This window comes from Phyllobacterium sp. 22552, assembly GCF_052044585.1.
GTDB lineage: Bacteria > Pseudomonadota > Alphaproteobacteria > Rhizobiales > Rhizobiaceae > Phyllobacterium > Phyllobacterium ifriqiyense.
This window is the reverse complement of sequence record NZ_JBQENG010000001.1, coordinates 184,394-200,782: the sequence shown is the minus strand read 5'-3', so window position 1 is coordinate 200,782 and position 16,389 is coordinate 184,394. Positions and strand designations below refer to the sequence as shown.

19 protein-coding genes are annotated in these 16,389 nt (G+C 51.6%); 12 read left to right on the top strand and 7 right to left on the bottom strand.

The features are described 5' to 3' along the window. Position 1 precedes the first annotated feature (1 nt). The 3 genes from ACTJI9_RS01065 to ACTJI9_RS01055 all read right to left on the bottom strand — a co-directional run bounded on the left by ACTJI9_RS01065 (position 2) and on the right by ACTJI9_RS01055 (position 3,652). Positions 2–913 (bottom strand): ABC transporter permease subunit, encoded by a 912-nt coding sequence (locus ACTJI9_RS01065; RefSeq protein WP_115052367.1) that lies wholly within the window; start codon positions 911–913, stop codon positions 2–4. 11 nt (positions 914–924) lie between these two features. Then, positions 925–1,929, bottom strand: coding sequence for an ABC transporter permease subunit (locus ACTJI9_RS01060; protein WP_115052366.1), 1,005 nt, complete (start codon positions 1,927–1,929; stop codon positions 925–927). Positions 1,930–2,044: 115 nt separating this feature from the next. Further along, positions 2,045–3,652 (bottom strand): ABC transporter substrate-binding protein, encoded by a 1,608-nt coding sequence (locus ACTJI9_RS01055; protein ID WP_115052365.1) that lies wholly within the window; start codon positions 3,650–3,652, stop codon positions 2,045–2,047. Positions 3,653–3,966: 314 nt separating this feature from the next. Here ACTJI9_RS01055 and ACTJI9_RS01050 point away from each other — a divergent pair, with 314 nt between their 5' ends. The 5 genes from ACTJI9_RS01050 (at position 3,967) to ACTJI9_RS01030 (ending at position 7,840) form a co-directional block, all read left to right on the top strand. Continuing rightward, positions 3,967–4,728 carry a 3-hydroxyacyl-CoA dehydrogenase gene (locus tag ACTJI9_RS01050; protein ID WP_115052364.1) on the top strand — a complete coding sequence of 254 codons (762 nt, stop codon included), beginning with the start codon at positions 3,967–3,969 and terminating at the stop codon, positions 4,726–4,728. Between the two features lie 127 nt (positions 4,729–4,855). Beyond that, complete coding sequence (locus ACTJI9_RS01045) at positions 4,856–6,052, top strand: hypothetical protein (protein WP_440805477.1); 1,197 nt, start codon at positions 4,856–4,858, stop codon at positions 6,050–6,052. Further along, entirely contained in the window at positions 6,049–6,639 is a 591-nt protein-coding gene (locus ACTJI9_RS01040; protein WP_336439681.1) for a protein-S-isoprenylcysteine O-methyltransferase, read from the top strand. Before ACTJI9_RS01045 ends, ACTJI9_RS01040 begins: the two co-directional genes overlap by 4 nt. After that, positions 6,569–7,339, top strand: a complete 771-nt coding sequence (locus tag ACTJI9_RS01035) for a hypothetical protein (protein WP_336439680.1) — start codon at positions 6,569–6,571, stop codon at positions 7,337–7,339. The genes ACTJI9_RS01040 and ACTJI9_RS01035 overlap by 71 nt, the downstream gene beginning before the upstream one ends. Before the next feature lie 114 nt (positions 7,340–7,453). Next, positions 7,454–7,840: a DUF930 domain-containing protein gene (locus tag ACTJI9_RS01030; protein ID WP_115052360.1), complete on the top strand. Its 387-nt coding sequence runs from the start codon at positions 7,454–7,456 to the stop codon at positions 7,838–7,840. 56 nt (positions 7,841–7,896) lie between these two features. On the opposite strand, the gene ACTJI9_RS01025 is transcribed toward ACTJI9_RS01030, so the two are convergent. Then, positions 7,897–8,823 (bottom strand): cell wall hydrolase, encoded by a 927-nt coding sequence (locus ACTJI9_RS01025; protein WP_440805470.1) that lies wholly within the window; start codon positions 8,821–8,823, stop codon positions 7,897–7,899. A gap of 239 nt (positions 8,824–9,062) precedes the next feature. Here ACTJI9_RS01025 and ACTJI9_RS01020 point away from each other — a divergent pair, with 239 nt between their 5' ends. The 3 genes from ACTJI9_RS01020 (at position 9,063) to ACTJI9_RS01010 (ending at position 10,965) form a co-directional block, all read left to right on the top strand. Next, entirely contained in the window at positions 9,063–9,254 is a 192-nt protein-coding gene (locus tag ACTJI9_RS01020; protein WP_115052358.1) for a hypothetical protein, read from the top strand. A gap of 95 nt (positions 9,255–9,349) precedes the next feature. Beyond that, positions 9,350–10,129 (top strand): HugZ family pyridoxamine 5'-phosphate oxidase, encoded by a 780-nt coding sequence (locus ACTJI9_RS01015; protein WP_115052357.1) that lies wholly within the window; start codon positions 9,350–9,352, stop codon positions 10,127–10,129. A gap of 23 nt (positions 10,130–10,152) precedes the next feature. Continuing rightward, a complete protein-coding gene (locus tag ACTJI9_RS01010; protein ID WP_354344553.1) occupies positions 10,153–10,965 on the top strand; it encodes a TrmH family RNA methyltransferase in 813 nt (270 codons plus the stop codon). On the opposite strand, the gene ACTJI9_RS01005 is transcribed toward ACTJI9_RS01010, so the two are convergent. Then, entirely contained in the window at positions 10,933–11,982 is a 1,050-nt protein-coding gene (locus ACTJI9_RS01005; protein ID WP_337354442.1) for a hypothetical protein, read from the bottom strand. The two genes, ACTJI9_RS01010 and ACTJI9_RS01005, sit on opposite strands and share 33 nt — an antisense overlap. A 118-nt stretch (positions 11,983–12,100) precedes the next feature. Continuing rightward, positions 12,101–12,634 (bottom strand): DUF1134 domain-containing protein, encoded by a 534-nt coding sequence (locus tag ACTJI9_RS01000; protein ID WP_307286202.1) that lies wholly within the window; start codon positions 12,632–12,634, stop codon positions 12,101–12,103. A 331-nt stretch (positions 12,635–12,965) separates the two neighbouring features. Between ACTJI9_RS01000 and chpT the strand changes: the two genes are divergently transcribed. From chpT to ACTJI9_RS00980, 4 genes are all read left to right on the top strand, one after another. Further along, complete coding sequence (chpT, locus tag ACTJI9_RS00995) at positions 12,966–13,595, top strand: histidine phosphotransferase ChpT (RefSeq protein ID WP_115052354.1); 630 nt, start codon at positions 12,966–12,968, stop codon at positions 13,593–13,595. Between the two features lie 133 nt (positions 13,596–13,728). After that, positions 13,729–14,097: a response regulator gene (locus tag ACTJI9_RS00990; protein WP_115052353.1), complete on the top strand. Its 369-nt coding sequence runs from the start codon at positions 13,729–13,731 to the stop codon at positions 14,095–14,097. Beyond that, positions 14,098–14,694 (top strand): YdeI/OmpD-associated family protein, encoded by a 597-nt coding sequence (locus ACTJI9_RS00985; protein WP_336439677.1) that lies wholly within the window; start codon positions 14,098–14,100, stop codon positions 14,692–14,694. A 53-nt stretch (positions 14,695–14,747) separates the two neighbouring features. Continuing rightward, positions 14,748–15,134 carry a cupin domain-containing protein gene (locus tag ACTJI9_RS00980; protein ID WP_440805466.1) on the top strand — a complete coding sequence of 129 codons (387 nt, stop codon included), beginning with the start codon at positions 14,748–14,750 and terminating at the stop codon, positions 15,132–15,134. Positions 15,135–15,204: 70 nt separating this feature from the next. On the opposite strand, the gene ctrA is transcribed toward ACTJI9_RS00980, so the two are convergent. Further along, complete coding sequence (gene ctrA / locus ACTJI9_RS00975) at positions 15,205–15,906, bottom strand: response regulator transcription factor CtrA (RefSeq protein WP_008124398.1); 702 nt, start codon at positions 15,904–15,906, stop codon at positions 15,205–15,207. Positions 15,907–16,389 lie beyond the last annotated feature (483 nt).

Genomic DNA, 16,389 nt, shown 5'->3' with positions numbered 1-16,389 from the left:
TTCAGCTCCTCTTCAGTTTTGGATCAAGCGCATCGCGCAATCCGTCACCGACGAGATTGATAGCAAGCACTGTAATCAGAATTGCGAGACCGGGCAGCGTTACCACCCACCATTGACCGCTTGCGATAAATTCACGTGCATCGGCCAGCATTGTTCCCCATTCCGATGCCGGTGGCTGAGCACCGTAACCCAGGAAGCCCAGTGCTGCAGCGTCAAGAATCGCATTGGAAAATGAGAGCGTCGCCTGAACAATCAAAGGTGCCATGCAGTTTGGTAGAATTGTCTTGAACATCAGACGCAGCGGACCAGCACCGGCAACCTTTGCGGCTACCACATAATCACGCGTCTTTTCGGCCATCACCGCAGCGCGGGTCAAACGCACGAAATGCGGTTGATACACCAGCGCGATGGAGATCATTGCCCCGGTCAATCCCGGCCCGATAATTGCTACCAGAACCAGAGCAAGCAACAATGAGGGAAAGGCCAGGATGACATCCATCAAGCGCATAATAACTGTATCGACCCAACCGCGGAAATAGCCAGCGATAACACCTAGAAAAATACCGCCGACAAGCGCGATACAGGTGACGACAATGCCGATAAACAGTGAATAGCGCGCGCCGTAAATCAGACGCGAGAGAATATCTCGACCAACGGCATCTGTTCCAAGCAGATAGCCTGCACGTCCGCCTTCCTGGAAGATTGGTGGCAGGAGTACAGCATCGCGGTACTGATCTGCCGGGCCGTGCGGGGCAATCCATGGTGCAAAAATAGCCGTTATAATCAGCAATATGAAAACTGCCAGGCCGATGACGGCACCACGATTTTCCGAGAAATAATACCAAAACTCGGCAAGCTGCCGTCGAAGAGATGAATCGGTGGAGGTTCCACTTTGAATATTTGTTTGGGCCATGATCTATCCCCTCAATGTCGAATGCGCGGATTGATCAGGCCGTAGAGCAAGTCGACAGCGAGATTGACCAACATGATGGTGGCGGCGATGATGAGCAAAGCGCCCTGAATTACCGCATAGTCGCGGCGGCTGACGGAATCGACCAACCATTTTCCGATACCCGGCCAAGAGAAAATCGTCTCTGTCAGGATTGCTCCGGCCAGCATGACGCCAACTTGGAGACCGATGGTTGTAACAACGGGGATCATGGCATTTCGCAGCGCGTGAATACCGATAACGCGCAATGGAGCCAGGCCTTTGGCACGAGCGGTGCGCACATAATCCTCGGACAATACCTCGAGCATTGCGGAACGAGTTTGACGCGCGATAACCGCCAGCGGAATAGTGCCGAGCACAATCGTTGGCAGGATCAAGTGGCTGACGGCTGACTTGAAAGCACCCGACTGTCCAGAAATCAGTGAATCGATCAGCATGAATCCGGTCACTGGCGGGAAAAAGAACATCAGTGAGATGCGGCCAGATACGGGCGTCCAGTGCAATGTGTTGGATACGAGCATGATCAGCAGCAGGCCCCACCAGAAGATGGGCATCGAGAAGCCTATCAGGGCAGTTCCCATGATTGACTGATCGAGAAAGGAACCGCGCTTGATCGCTGCGAAAACACCAGCTGGAATGCCAAGCAAAACCGCAAAAAGAATTGCGCAAATTGAAAGCTCAAGCGTTGCTGGAAACAGATTGAAAAACTGTTCAACAACCGGCTGCTTGGTTACAATCGATGTCCCGAAATCACCGTGCAGAATACCCCGAAGATAGTCGAAATATTGAACGATGATCGGCTGGTCGAAGCCAAGATCGCGCGAAATAGCTGCATGACGTTCTGGCGACATGACACGTTCGCCTGAAAGTAACGCAACCGGATCGCCCGGAAGCATGCGAATAAAGGAAAAAGCGATGATGGATACCCCGACAAAAGTCAGGGCCATAACCGCCACGCGTCCCATAATAAATCTGAACATATCGAACCTTCCAGCCACAATCGGTGGCGGTGCTTCCGGCTGCCTTAACGCATTTTTGCTCGGAAGAAAAAAGGGCGCCCGCCTGACGGACGCCCTTCCTACAAGTTTTCAGCTCTTACTCGGTAATGTCTACGCCGTCGAAGGCGAAGTCACCAAGCGGGCTCTGATGGAAGCCTTCAACACCCTTGCGCATCGGTACGATCGACAGGGAGTGATCAAGCGTGTTCCAAGGAGCTTCCTTTTTGAACACGACCTGCGCCTCTTCGTAGAGCTTTGTGCGCTCTGCAACGTCTGTTGTAACCTTGGCTTTCTTCACCAGGGCATCAAATTCCTTGTTGCACCATTGCGCACGATTGTTACCGCCGACGGCTTCGCAACCAAGCAATGTATCAAGGAAGTTGTCTGGATCGCCATTGTCACCGGTCCAGCCGAGAATAGCAGCACCGTCGCGGTCTTTTGCCTTGGACTTGTTCAAATATTCGGCCCACTCATAAGACACGATCTCGGCCTTGACGCCGATCTTTGCAAGATCAGACTGCATCAATTCCGCAGCGCGGCGAGCGTTGAGCATATAAGGGCGTGAAACTGGCATCGCCCAGATCTTCATGGAAAGATCCTTTACACCGGCATCTGCAAGCATTTTCTTGGCTGCTTCAGGATCGTACTTGTCGTCCTCAATGGCGTCATTATAGGACCACATTGTCGGTGGGATCGGGTTTTTGGCAGGTGTTGCCAGACCCTGGAATACGCCGTCAACGATTGCCTTCTTATTGATGGCCATGTTGAGCGCGTGGCGTACTTCAACCTTGTCGAACGGTGCGATCAGCGTGTTGTACGCGAGGTAGGCAACGTTCAAGCCTTCCTGCTCCATCACCTTCAACTCTGGATCCGCTTTCATCGCGGCCACATCGCTTGGGTTTGGATAAGGCATCAAATGGCATTCACCAGCCTTGAGCTTCTGATAGCGAACCGAAGCATCGGTCGTGATGGCGAAAACCAGATCGTCGATCTTCTGCTTGCCATTCCAGTAGTCAGGATTTGCCTTGAAACGGATAACGGCATCCTGCTGGTAGGCGACAAACGAGAAAGGACCGGTGCCGAGAGGCATCTGGTTCAGCTGGTTCATCTTGCCTTCAGCCTGGAGCTTGTCGGCATATTCCTTGGACATGATCGAAGCGAATGGCATTGCAACGTTTGCGAGGAACGGAGCCTCTTTGCGCTTCAGTGTGAACTTCACTGTCATGTCGTCGACTTTTTCAATCGACTGCAGGAGCTCAGGGAAGCCCATGCCGGCAAAATATTCCCATGAAGTACCTGTTACATACTTGTTCCAGGGACTGTCTTCTTTCCACTGGCGCTCATAGGAGAAAATCACGTCGTCAGCGTTGAGTTCACGTGTCGGCGTGAAGAATTCTGTAGTCTGGAACTTTACGCCCGGACGAATCTTGAACGTGTACTGCAAACCATCATCAGAAATTGTCCAGCTTTCGGCCAGACCTGGTTGGGTTTCTGTCGTACCAGCCTTGAATTCCAAAAGGCGATTATAAACCGTATGCGCCGAAGCATCATAGGTGTTACCGCCCGTATAGAGGCCGGGATCAAAGCCTTCCGGCGATGCTTCCGAGCAATAAACGAAAGTTTTAGCTGCGGCTCCACCTGCCATCAGCCCACCCGTCAACATTGCAAGCGCTGTCGCCGCAATGAGTTTCTTGTAGGTCTTCATGTTTTTCCACCTTCAGAGGTTTTTTTGTTGCCGGCCCCCTTGCCTGCAACCGAAGCTGCATGGAAGCCTTTGCCATGTCGCAATGCAAGCAGATTTATTCGCAGTCAACCCATCCGGAGAACCATAATCCACGATTCTGGGGAAACTCGACCACATAAATGCAAAAATAGTGAATTTCACTACAAAACCGTCCATTCACATTTCTGACAGTCAAAGGCACGTAGTTACGCACATGAGCAAAGGGCGCGACTATCGGCGTCACACTTGCCATGGTAAGCGGCTGAGGAAATCGTTGCACTGGAAGGGAGCAAATTATGAATCTTGAAGGACATACCGCTATTGTAACAGGCGGGGGATCTGGACTTGGAGCAGCGACGGCCCGGCTTTTTGCGGAAAAGGGCGCCAAGGTGGCACTTTTCGACATTAATTTGGATGCTGCCCAGAAAGTTGCGCAAGAAATCGGCGGCATTGCACTCGGCTGCAACGTTTCCAGTGCAAGCGATGCAGAAGGCGCAGTGCGTCAGGTCACCGAAAAATTTGGCACACCGCGTGTTCTCGTCAATTGCGCTGGCATAGCAAATGCCGGACGTATTGTCGGACGAGATGGCCCGCATGATCTGGAACTTTACCGGCGCGTGATCGAGGTCAATCTTATCGGCTCGTTCAATATGCTGCGCTTGGTGGGAGATGCAGCCGCCAAGCTTGATCCCTTGGAAACAGGCGAGCGCGGTGTGATTATCTCTACCGCTTCGGTCGCTGCATTCGACGGTCAAATCGGACAGGCTGCCTACGCCTCTTCCAAGGCCGGCATTGCAGGCCTTACCCTGCCAGCAGCGCGGGAACTTGCTCGCTTCGGTATTCGCGTTATGGCTATCGCTCCTGGTATTTTCGCAACGCCAATGCTGCTGGCAATGCCGCAGGAGGTTCAGGATTCACTTGCAGCATCCATTCCCTTCCCTTCAAGACTTGGTAAGCCAGAGGAGTATGCATCGCTCGCTGTGCATATTATCGAGAACCCAATGCTAAACGGAGAAACGATCCGGCTTGACGGAGCTATTCGCATGGCACCAAAATGAAGTTGCATTACCAATTATTGCAACTTCTTATCGCTGACGACGTTCTGTTAACGCTGATCATCTAAAATCCTTGTTAGCGAAGTAAGGTAGATCGCAATCATCGGTAAGCGATGAGGAAAGGATGCGGATGACGATCGTCAAGCGTCTGGTGATTTTACTGCCAGGCTTTGAGCATATGCCTGTAGAGGCTCACCATCGGCGCTTTGTCCGCGAGGCAGGCAAAACTGCGCCTGTTTACGACATGACCGTCTCGGAGCCTTCCCCCCTATCTGTCAGCGCTGTCGAAGACGGCGTTGCCATGGGTCGCTTCAGTTTGAATGCCAAGGGTGATGACTGGGCGGCTCATACCGATTTCGTGCTTTACGGGCTTGGCGATATCACGCTGTTTTACGCCTCCAGAAATCCGGCCGTCCGTCTGCTCAGCGGACTGCTTGCACTGCTCGACTTTATCGTCAGTGGCACATTTTTCCGCTTCATCATGACAAGCTGGCGCTATGCGCTGTTCTTTGTTTATCCACTGCTCGTGCTTGCAGCCATTTTGATTGCATCTATTGGCATGGGATACTTGGTCGACGATGCCTTTCCGAACAGCCCATTTGTTTTGGCAGGGACAAGTCTTTTGGCTGGGATATGTCTATTGTGGTTTTCTGCTGCAAAATTACATCTTTTGCTGCTCATGGACGACTGGACATTTGCTCGCGACATGGCACGCGGAAAGCGCTCAGACGTTATGACGAAGATGGAAAAAGTCGTCGGTCATGCCGCGTCATTGATCAGTGAAGCTCCAAGCGATACCGAGGTTATTATTGCCGCCCATAGCTTGGGCGCAATTTGCGCACTTCCGATTATAGATGAAGCGGTGAAGCGCAATAAATCGCGACGCTACGGACTACTTACCGTAGGCTCCAGCCTGCTCAAAGTCGCACTACATCCTGCTGCATCTCGCTTGCGAGATTGTGTGGCCAATGTCGCACAAAGCAATACGACCTGGATTGATGCCCAATCGCTGACTGACCCAATGAACTTTTACAAATCTGATCCGATCAGAGATCTCGATATTGCAAAAGGAAAATCACCTGTTCTTATGCAAGTGCGTTTCAGACACCAGCTTTGCGACGAGACTTACAAGGCAATCCGGCGCGACTTTTTCCGCGTGCACCGCCAGTTCGTATTTGGTGTAGATAAACGGACACATTATTCCTGGCATGCAATTCTTTGTGGGCCTCAACGTTTTGCAGATATCGCCGCCCGCGGCGGATTGCCCTGCGAGAAAACTCTCTGTTCCAAGGACAGCCTCAAGATCGTGGGGCCTGCCATTACATGATAAGCCTTGCTTTAGCTGGAAAGGCTCTGTGGGCGTTTCTGGTCGTTGGTTGGTATTTGTTGCGCCGGCCCTTTGATCGCCGCGCTCGCCGAAGCCGGCTCACCGTTGATCGCCGGCCGGGAGCAGATACCCTACGGATGGCCATATCGCTGACGGGACTTGGCATCATACCAGGCATATACCTTGTTACCGGATTCCCGAGATTTGCATCCTATCCTGGGCATCCAATGCTGCTTGCACTCGGCATCATCGTCGGGATAATCGCGCTTGTGCTTTTCAGGCTTACGCATAAAGCGCTCGGAAAAATGTGGTCAGTATCATTGCAACTGAAACAGGATCACAAACTCATCACAACAGGAATCTACAAACACGTCAGGCATCCGATGTACACGGCATTCTGGTGCCTTGCCATTGCACAAGCACTGCTCTTGCCTAACTATATTGCAGGATTTGCAGGGATTGTTGGATTTGGCTATCTGTTCTTCTCACGGGTGGGTCCAGAGGAAACGATGATGAGTGAAGCCTTTGCAGAAGAATACGACGTCTATCGTGCACGCACCTGGCGTGTCTTGCCCTACATCTATTGATTGGCTGAAAGTTTTCATCGTGCGTAAAATCAAGCTGTCCTGTTCGTCACTCGCAAAAACACTGCCGGTTCTGGTGCTCTCACTGTCGCTTGCGGCGTGTCAATCGTCACCGCAGCCGACCGCTGCAAGCAATGTGTCGGCATATGCTGCAGAGATACCGCAATTGACCTGTGCTGCGCATGGCAGCGTCAATGGCAACGCTGTGAAGCTCACCGCCAATCGCACTAAGACCGGTGATCCCGCCTATATCGAGTTTCGCCAACGTCTTTCGCCGGGAATACCGAGCGGCCATCTTTATGTGGTCTTTGGACGTCTTGACGCGCAAGGCAACCCGGTAACACGCCAGTATAATGGGCTGTTTCCAAAAGGCAGCTTGATCGGGCTTTACGGCGGAGCAATCATTCCGATGCCGGCCGAACTGAAGCCAAGCTATGCGGACTGCCATTTTTCAACCGGCGCCGCTTATCGCGTTTCATTGACTGAAAGCCAGTATCAACAATTGCTGGGCAAAGTACGTTACAATCTCGCCAATCCACCGCTCTGGAGAATGTTCGGCTTTAATTGCAACAATTATGCAGCCTCGCTGGGCAGCGTTGCAGGCTTGGTTGAACCGGCAAATCGCGCTCAACCATCTTTCTCCTATATCTATTCCTTTATAGAAGCGAATGGAGACAAGGGACGAAAATCCCCCACTTCATGAAAAAATTGTAATGTTCCAATGGTTTTGATTTCCACAATTCCGTCTTAAATGCAGCGGTATCTCACAGAACTTTGACCCGCAACGGGCCATGCGATTACGCCGGAAAGCAAATTGATGAAAATTATTGGTGCTTTTCTGCTTGCCATTGCGGTTTCCGCTCCAGCCGCAGCAATGGATAAAAGCGCAGCCGACGAGCTAGAAAGGCTGGACCCGCAAACAAGGCTTGAGCAGCGCTGTGATCTGGAAGCAATGGAACGTATCCACAAGGATCCGGCCAAAATGGTTCCGGATGAATTGGTGGCCTATGCTTTTGCCGAGCCCAAGATCAGCGGCGACAAGATTCGCTCCACGGGTGCGGCCTTTCGCAGTAAGGGCGAATGGTATCACCTGTCATACACATGCTCGACATCGCCCGATCATATGACCATTCTGACATTTCAGTATGCGATTGGGCAGTTGGTTCCCCACAATGAGTGGGACCATCATTTTCTGGTACCCTGAAGAGCTATTGTAGCAGGGTACAATAATAAAAAAGCACGCCGGAGCGTGCTTTTTTATTAGTTCAAGGCGTTAGGTCTGTCCTGAGCCAGGAGCATTTGACCAATAGCATCTACGCTTTTGCTGGTCGGAGCCTCATAGGCCAATATTCCAGCCGGAGCGGCGCCTGGTGTCGTCTGTGCGGCCTGCTGCTGTGCCTGCAATGTGTGCTCCATGGCCCCAACAGGCGGATCAACAGGAACAGCAACCTTCTCGCTAGCAAACGCCATCTGCGGTGGAACGATGTCAGCCTGCGCAACCAGCACGGGTTGCTGCGTGGCCACAACGCGACCAGAGGTCGGTGTGGAGGTGGTCGTCGCTGCGCTTGCCACTTGCGTACCATTGCCTGCACCGGAGGTTCTCATGCTTGCAATATATGCATTGGCAATGGCTTGGCTTGCTTCCTTGGAAGCAATTTCTGCCGAATTATAACGATCGCGCTTTTCGTAAAACGCATTTCCGCCAGCAACGACGGTGTAATGCATGTTCTTGTAAGGGAACCGCAAACCGGCAGTGTGAAAATACATTGCGTTCTTGACCTGAGGGTTACGCTTGCCCTTCAGCACAGCGTCTGCCGCAGCCTGAACGTCCGGAAGTGCCGATGACGTCATCGGACGAGACAAGACGCCCGGGGCGAACTGTCCCTTCTGTCCAACAACGCTGCATATGGAGTTTCCCCATTTGCCCGCATCAAGTCTGTTCATAACCACTGTTCCAACAGCCACCAGACCATCTTGGCTTGAACGGTTGGACTCAAAGAACATTGCCCGTTCAAGGCATTCTTTGTCCTTGGGCGTGTAGGCGTAATTACCGGATGTAGTCTGCGAGGTTGCCGCTTGCGGCTTGATCTTGCTGGTCTGCGCGTTCTGTGTTGTGCAACCGCTGATGAGCGCCGCCGCCGTTACAATTCCCGCTACAGAGTGGATTTTCCACTTACCGCCGATCACGAAGCAATTCTCATCGCTGTTTTTCCTGCTGGTGAAGTTGAGCACAGAATGATGTCATTTGGGGCCAAACAATGGCAACAAAATACAATTCTGGATATCCAACATCTATCTAATTGAAATTATGCGTTTATTTTATCCAATGCAATAGCACGAAAATCCTAATAATGGCATAATTAAGAATTTGTTTACCACTATCGAGTTAATCTTGGGCAACTAAATGAGGTCCGAAGGGCAAGCTCATGCGTTCTCCTCCACCACGATATGATACGCGCGAATCACTCATGGACGCACTGCGCGAATTGATGTCATTGCAGGTGGCAGCCGAGGATGTCGCGCCAGTCCTTTGCACGATCGGACCGGTCGATCTTGATCTGCTTGCCGACTGCATGAGAGATGCAGGGATCAATGATAATCAGGCAATCGCCGCCTGATATAAGACTTCGGGACTTGTCCCAATTCGCTGCTCCTCTTATCAATCAGATATTCCCAGAGCAAAAACTTGCTCCTGACTGATTGAGGATATGACGTGAGCGAAAAGATGGACGTTTTGCGTGAGATGGATGACAGCGCGATCCGGCTTATACGCCGTTTGATGCGAAGCGCCCGACATGCAGTCATTGCAACGCTGGAACCAAACACCGGCAACCCCATCGCAACACGTATCGGCATTTCCACAGACCATGACGGCACTCCAATTACCCTGGTTTCTGCCCTTGCTGCTCATACGCCTGCTTTGCTGGCCGACCCGCGATGCTCGCTCTTGGTTGGTGAACTTGGCAAGGGAGATCCCCTCGCCTATCCGCGGATGACAATTTCTGCAAAAGCGCGGGAAATAGTCAAAGGCACTCCTGAACACGCCCGTATTGAATGGCGCTACCTTTCACACCTGCCCAAATCGAAACTCTATGTCGGCCTTGGCGATTTCCGGTTTTTCCGGCTGGAACCGGAAAATACCAAATTGAATGGTGGTTTCGGACGCGCTTACCAACTGGAAGCAAAGGATTGGTTGAGCTTAAGCCCTGTCAACCCAGAACTTGCTGAAGCAGAAAAGAACGCTGTCGATCACATGAACGAGGATCATGCTGAAGCGATCGCTTTATATGCCCGTTATTATGCCAAGCTACCGGATGGCAAATGGCGGATAACCGGTATTGATGCGGATGGGTTTGACATTGCGGATGGCGATGAAGTGGCTCGTATATTCTTTGAAAAGCCGCTGGAATCTGCAAAAGATATGCATATGACATTGGTGCGCATGGCTGGCCAGGCACGCGCCGGTCTAGCAGCGGAACAGGCCCCGGTGTGAGCGACGCTAATCCGGACGTTTGGCTGGAGCAGCGGATTACCCGCATTGCTGGTCCTGAGGACGAGCGGCTTGCGCCCTATAGAAATGTCAGGGAACGTGATCTGGTGGGGCGTGAGGGGCGCTTTATTGCAGAGGGTAAGGTCGTCCTTAATGTGCTCTTGGCCAACAGGTCGTTCGCCATTGAATCTCTGCTGATCATTGAAAACAGGTTGGTGGGCCTCAAAGACCAAATCCGCTTATGTCCAGCAGATGTGCCGATTTATTGCGTCTCTCGCACAACGATTGATGCGATTGCGGGTTTCCCCATGCACAGGGGAATCTTGGCTGTTGGCAGGCGAATGAACCCGCTATCCGTGCAGGCCCTTATAGATACGCTTTCCCCAACGGCTTTGGTCGTTGTGCTCTGTGGCATATCCAATCATGATAATATGGGTTCGATTTTCCGCAACGCGGCAGCCTTTGAAGCAGATTGCGTCATAATGGACGAGACCAGCTGCGACCCGCTTTATCGCAAGGCGATAAGAGTGTCGGTCGGGGCAACACTCAAGGTTCCTTTCGCGCAGCAGGGCCCTATTGAGGCGATCATTGAGACATTGCAGGATGCCGGCTTTACACTTTTTGGCCTCAGTCCTTCCGGATTAACCAGCATTAACTCTGTCCAGCCGGCACAAAGAACAGCGCTTTTGCTCGGGACTGAAGGCGAAGGTCTTCCTCCTGCCCTTTTGCAACAACTGCAAACAGCCAGAATCCCCATGTCTTCGGATTTCGACAGTCTTAATGTTGCAACCGCATCGGGGATTGCCTTATCGCGGCTCAGCCGCTTTGCCAGCTTGTGACGCGGCCTGCTGAAGCGCGCGTATACGATCGCCAAGACTTACAATAATCTTGCCATCCGCATCACGCACTTCCGAACCATTGCTGCTCGTACCCAGCAAGTCGTTAATCAGCGACTCTGAGCCCTCAAGCTTCGCAGTCATTGCTATAACTTGCGCAGCCAGATCGTTCATCTGGTCCCGCAAGACATCGCCTTCTTGCGCCTGGACAAAGGCCTGTTTGCCCCGGGCCACCTCGCCCGTTACTGCAGGCTGCTTTCTCTCTGCCGCAAGGACCTTGCGCAAACGCTCATTTACACGCTCGATATCTTTTTCACGTCGCGCAAGTTTGGCTTCACTATCTGTAAGCTGCCGCAAAAGAGCGCTGGCTTGTTTATCCAGTTCAGACCTTTGCCTGATTTCCTGCTCAAGCGAGCTGCGTAGCGCTTTCAATTCTGTTTCAGCCTTACGTTTCTGTTCGTCGCTTTCTCGTTTGTCTTTGCGTGCGGTCTTGAGGTCATCAGAAAGATTATCGATACGGGCCGATTGAGCGGCCAAATCTATCTTGAGACTATCCGCATTCGTCGCAAGACCAGCCAACCGGCGATGCAACAGTTCCAGTTCTGCCGCACGCTGTTCCAGCAGTTTTTCTTGTGCCGCGCTTGCTGCTGTCAATTTATTGAGGTTTTCCTTATCCGAAGCCAATATCGCCTCTAGCTCGGAAATTCGTTGTTCGCGCTGCTCCAGCTCCTGCGCAAACTTTGCTGCGAGCCTGTCCTTTTCGCTCACATCCGCAAGCAGCCGTCCCGCCTTTTCCTTGGCATTCTCCAGCATAAGTTCAAGCTTGCGGTTAGCCAGTGCGTGTTCAGCCCGCAAACCATCACGCTGCGCCTGTATTTCATTCAGGGTAAGGGGTATTTCAGCTTCAACGCGTCTGCGAGTTAAGTAAGTTGCACGGCGCCAGATTGGCGGAACTACCAGCAATGCCAATAATACGGCAGCCAGAAATCCAAGAGCAAAATAAAGCGCGGTCTGGATCACTATAGGGTCCTGTCAGAGGTCTTCTCGACACAATCTTATTATCAGTCAGGTGTTAAAAATACAAAGGCGCGAACTGGGTTGCCCGCGCCTTGGCTTTCAAAACGCCGTTTTCAAGAAATCAAAACGGGTTCCACGTCGCTGAAGGGGTAATCTTCAAATAGCCGACATTGACACCCAGGCGCGCTCCAACACCGGTCCGGATCGGTACCAGCAAGACCTGATTGCGCTTAAGAACATTGAACCCGACACCTGCAAAGAGATAGGCAGAGCCGGCCACGCCAACGAAACGTCCATAGAGACTTTGCACATCGTCAAGATTATAGACAAGCATCATGACGCGCGATCCCTGACCACCAAAATCCCAACCGATGGAGGGACCTTGCCAGAAGGTTTTGTGGTCACCTGCGTTCTTCGTATAGAGCGAGCCTTCGCCATAGGTCAGACCGCCGATAATCGCTCCTGAACCTTCTTCGCCGAGGACATAGCCATTCGGCAGACCATAACTTTGAAAAACCTTCTCGACGGCCGTCGCCAGACCGCCAGAGGTCGAACCGAAAAATCTCTGACCGGAATTGACGATTTCGTCCATCGTATAAGTATTCTGAGCATGCGCTGCTTGCGCTTGCACAAAAAACAATGACACCACGGTCATGAGAAGGAGAAAGCCACGATTCAAAGACAAGAGTAGAGACGCCATAATAATTCCTTTTGGTGTTCGCTCATTGTCCGACGCCTGATTCGCAAATCTGTGTTTGCGTTAACCCTATTTAAGACAGCAAACCTTGTATAAAAGTTTATGAATTGATCTTGGCATTTCAATGGCTCGTTAAAATTGCATTTTTTAGGCATTTTCATCCTGCTGCATGACGTTCTTGCCCATCCGCACCGCCCTCTATATCCAGAAGAGCACGAGAACCAAGTGATTCGCGGCTTTGATTCGCGGGGAACTTAGAACCATAAAGCTCATTTTCAGGAGACCCCTTATGACATTGCCCGTCATCCTTTCGGCAACTGACCTTGGAGCGCTCCTTTCCAGCCGGATATGCCACGACATTATTTCGCCCGTTGGAGCCATAAACAACGGTCTTGAGCTGCTCGAAGAGGGTGGCGCAGACGAAGATGCGATGAACCTTATCAAGTCCAGCGCACGCAGTGCCTCTGCCCGTCTGCAATTTGCCCGCATCGCTTTTGGTGCTGCCGGATCGGCAGGAGTACAAATCGATACAGGCGACGCTCACAATGTTGCGGAACAATATATGAAGGGCGAAAAAGCGGAACTGAGCTGGGAGGGCAATCGCGTTCTTTTGCCCAAGAACAAAGTTAAGTTGCTGCTGAATCTCATCCTGATCGCCAATGCGGCTCTGCCACGCGGTGGTACCTTGTCGGTTTCCCTGCAGACGCCGGAAACCGAACCACGCTTTGTTCTGACCTCGCGCGGACCGATGCTGCGCGTGCCACCGAAATTTCTTGAGCTTCACAGCGGCAAAGTTCCTGAAGAAGCAATCGATGCGCACGCGGTTCAACCTTATTATACGCTTTTGTTGGCGCAAGAATCCGGCATGACCATTTCCATCCATGCGACACCGGAAGAAATTATCTTTACCGCCGCTTAAGTCTCATACGGGTTGCCGCCGGTAAATCCGGCGGTATTTCAATATTTACCATTCCGCTTGCCTGTTTATTCACGGGCGGCCTATAGGTTCACCACCGGAATAGCTGAGATGGCTGTCTGGTTCGGGGGAACTTATGCTGCGTTGTATGATCGTTGACGGCTCACCTGTGGTACGAAAAGTCGCTGGCCGTCTGATCTCCAGCGACAAAGTCGTTGTGACGACAGCTGATACTGGTTACCAGACCGTGGCCGCATGCAGTGTCGAAATGCCGGACATGATCATTCTGGATGACGGGCTCATCGATATGCCCGCAACAGAAATAATCCAAACAATTCGAGCACTGCCTGGCGGCGACAGCACGAAAATCTATCTCTGCCTGCCGGAAATGGATATCACCAGAATCATGCGTGCAAAACGCGCTGGAGCAGCAGGATACTTGCTGAAACCGTTCAACCGCGCATCGCTTGCAGAAATCATGCCGCCGATTGAAGTTGGAACCTAAATGCCAGCGAAATCTGAGCTTCCGATAATTCAGTTTGACTCAGCTGCACAGTTTGAAGCTTGGCTGAGTGAACAGCCACGTACCTCGCAAGGGCTTTGGCTCAAGCTTGCCAAGAAGAACGCCGGTATGGCGAGCATTTCCCATGCGGAGTCTATTGATAGCGCATTATGTCATGGATGGATCGACAGTCAGAGCGACAAATTCGACGACGATTTCTGGCTTTTGCGCTATACGCCGCGCAAAGCTCAAAGCAAATGGTCTCAACGCAACTGCTCAAAAGCCACCGAGCTGATCGAACAAGGCAGGATGACGTCAGCAGGATTGGCCGAAGTCGAACGGGCAAAAGCCGATGGCCGATGGGACGCCGCCTATGCTCCCCCAAGCACTGCACAAGTCCCGGACGACCTCCAATTGGCCCTTGATCTGAATCCGGTTGCAAAGGAGTTCTTCGAACGGATCAACAAAACCAATCGCTACGCCATTCTTCACCGGATATTTACTGCAAAACAAGCAAAGACACGTGCCAGCAGGATTGAAAAATTCGTCGACATGTTAGAACGGGGAGAAACTATTTATCCGTCCAAGGCGAAGATCTGACCAACGCCGGAAACGCGCTACGATAATGTCCCGTCAGCCAGAGAGCCTCCACCATGAGCAATGACACATCATTACAATCCCGCCAAGCAATCAACTTCAGTCACAAGTTCGAGCTGTTTTCCGAACAGTGGCAACCCAAAGTCATTGCTGAAATGAATGATTACCAGTTCAAAATCGCCCGGCTGGAGGGAGATTTTATCTGGCACGATCATAAAGATACCGATGAAACGTTCATCGTGCTTGAAGGCGAGCTACGCATCGATTTTCGCGACGGCGCAGTCACATTGCGAGCGGGCGAGATGTATGTTGTCCCAAAAGGCGTAGAGCATAAACCCTACGCGGAAAAAGAAGTGAAACTGGTGCTGATCGAACCGCGCGGCGTGCTCAACACCGGCGACCTGGACAGCCAGCGCACAGCGCAGAATGACGTTTGGATTTAATAGATTGAGCGCGCATCAAAAATAAAAAGGGCTCCGCTTTTCGCGGAGCCCTTTTTTTAAATTATAGTGATCAGGCGATTTCGCGAAGATCAGCGGCATCCGGTTCACGAAGAACATAACCGCGACCCCAGACCGTTTCGATGTAATTGATACCACCGGAGGCGTTGTCGAGCTTCTTGCGCAGCTTGCAGATGAAGACGTCGATGATCTTTAATTCCGGCTCGTCCATACCGCCATAGAGATGGTTGAGAAACATTTCCTTGGTAAGTGTCGTACCCTTGCGCAGCGAAAGAAGCTCCAGCATCTGGTACTCCTTACCAGTCAGGTGAACACGCTGGCCTGTGACTTCTACAGTCTTTGCATCCAGATTTACGATCAGATCACCTGTTGTGATAACCGATTGAGCATGGCCCTTTGAGCGGCGCACGATTGCATGGATACGAGCAACCAGCTCATCCTTGTGGAATGGCTTGGTCATATAGTCGTCAGCGCCGAAGCCGAGACCACGCACCTTGTCCTCAATACCAGCCATACCGGAAAGGATAAGGATTGGTGTTTTTACCTTCGACAGACGCAGGGTCCTCAGGACTTCATAACCGGACATGTCCGGCAGATTGAGGTCGAGGAGGATAATGTCATAGTCGTAGAGCTTGCCGAGATCGACACCCTCTTCGCCCAGATCCGTCGTATAAACATTGAAGCTTTCCGACTTGAGCATCAATTCGATGCTCTGGGCCGTTGCACTATCATCTTCGATTAAAAGAACCCGCATATCATTCCCCTTTTCCCGCCGCTGAAATGGGTTGCCCAAAACCCTAGGTCAGGCAATCCCGAGTCAGGTCGCGAAACAAGCCGTTTCCATAACGTTAAGATTGCCACCGAATGGTTAACAAAATCTAATTCCGCTTTGCAAGTGTCTTTGACTCATAAATTAAAAATCGCAGACACTGCATTGATTCATAAGGTCAACTCGCCGCCAAAATACCATCAGCCAAAGCATCAGGTTTTCCACCTAAGCGATTCATTCGACTCAATAAACTTGCCGCTTCAAAACTTGATGCATCAGTTTACAGAGCTTTAAGTCTTAAGGCGTATGATTAATGCTGAACGTAAAGGAAAGGTTACCAAGCGGGCCTGTCTTTAAGTTTTTGTTTCATTTTACCCAAGTGATTCGGGTCGAATGGGGCTGGATGAGCGCCAGGAAGGGTTTCACAGCACTCAGAGTACCAGCTTTTGGTGAAGCGTTACGGGGGTA

Coding starts and splice junctions, on each gene's coding strand:
- ACTJI9_RS01000 (WP_307286202.1), bottom strand. CDS start 12,634: ATGACCGTGGTGTCATTGTTTTTTGTGCAAGCGCAAGCAGCGCATGCT.
- ACTJI9_RS00985 (WP_336439677.1), top strand. CDS start 14,098: ATGCCAGCGAAATCTGAGCTTCCGATAATTCAGTTTGACTCAGCTGCA.
- ACTJI9_RS01045 (WP_440805477.1), top strand. CDS start 4,856: ATGACGATCGTCAAGCGTCTGGTGATTTTACTGCCAGGCTTTGAGCAT.
- ACTJI9_RS01030 (WP_115052360.1), top strand. CDS start 7,454: ATGAAAATTATTGGTGCTTTTCTGCTTGCCATTGCGGTTTCCGCTCCA.
- ACTJI9_RS00980 (WP_440805466.1), top strand. CDS start 14,748: ATGAGCAATGACACATCATTACAATCCCGCCAAGCAATCAACTTCAGT.
- ACTJI9_RS01050 (WP_115052364.1), top strand. CDS start 3,967: ATGAATCTTGAAGGACATACCGCTATTGTAACAGGCGGGGGATCTGGA.
- ACTJI9_RS00990 (WP_115052353.1), top strand. CDS start 13,729: ATGCTGCGTTGTATGATCGTTGACGGCTCACCTGTGGTACGAAAAGTC.
- ACTJI9_RS01065 (WP_115052367.1), bottom strand. CDS start 913: ATGGCCCAAACAAATATTCAAAGTGGAACCTCCACCGATTCATCTCTT.
- ctrA (WP_008124398.1), bottom strand. CDS start 15,906: ATGCGGGTTCTTTTAATCGAAGATGATAGTGCAACGGCCCAGAGCATC.
- ACTJI9_RS01020 (WP_115052358.1), top strand. CDS start 9,063: ATGCGTTCTCCTCCACCACGATATGATACGCGCGAATCACTCATGGAC.
- ACTJI9_RS01055 (WP_115052365.1), bottom strand. CDS start 3,652: ATGAAGACCTACAAGAAACTCATTGCGGCGACAGCGCTTGCAATGTTG.
- ACTJI9_RS01040 (WP_336439681.1), top strand. CDS start 6,049: ATGATAAGCCTTGCTTTAGCTGGAAAGGCTCTGTGGGCGTTTCTGGTC.
- chpT (WP_115052354.1), top strand. CDS start 12,966: ATGACATTGCCCGTCATCCTTTCGGCAACTGACCTTGGAGCGCTCCTT.
- ACTJI9_RS01060 (WP_115052366.1), bottom strand. CDS start 1,929: ATGTTCAGATTTATTATGGGACGCGTGGCGGTTATGGCCCTGACTTTT.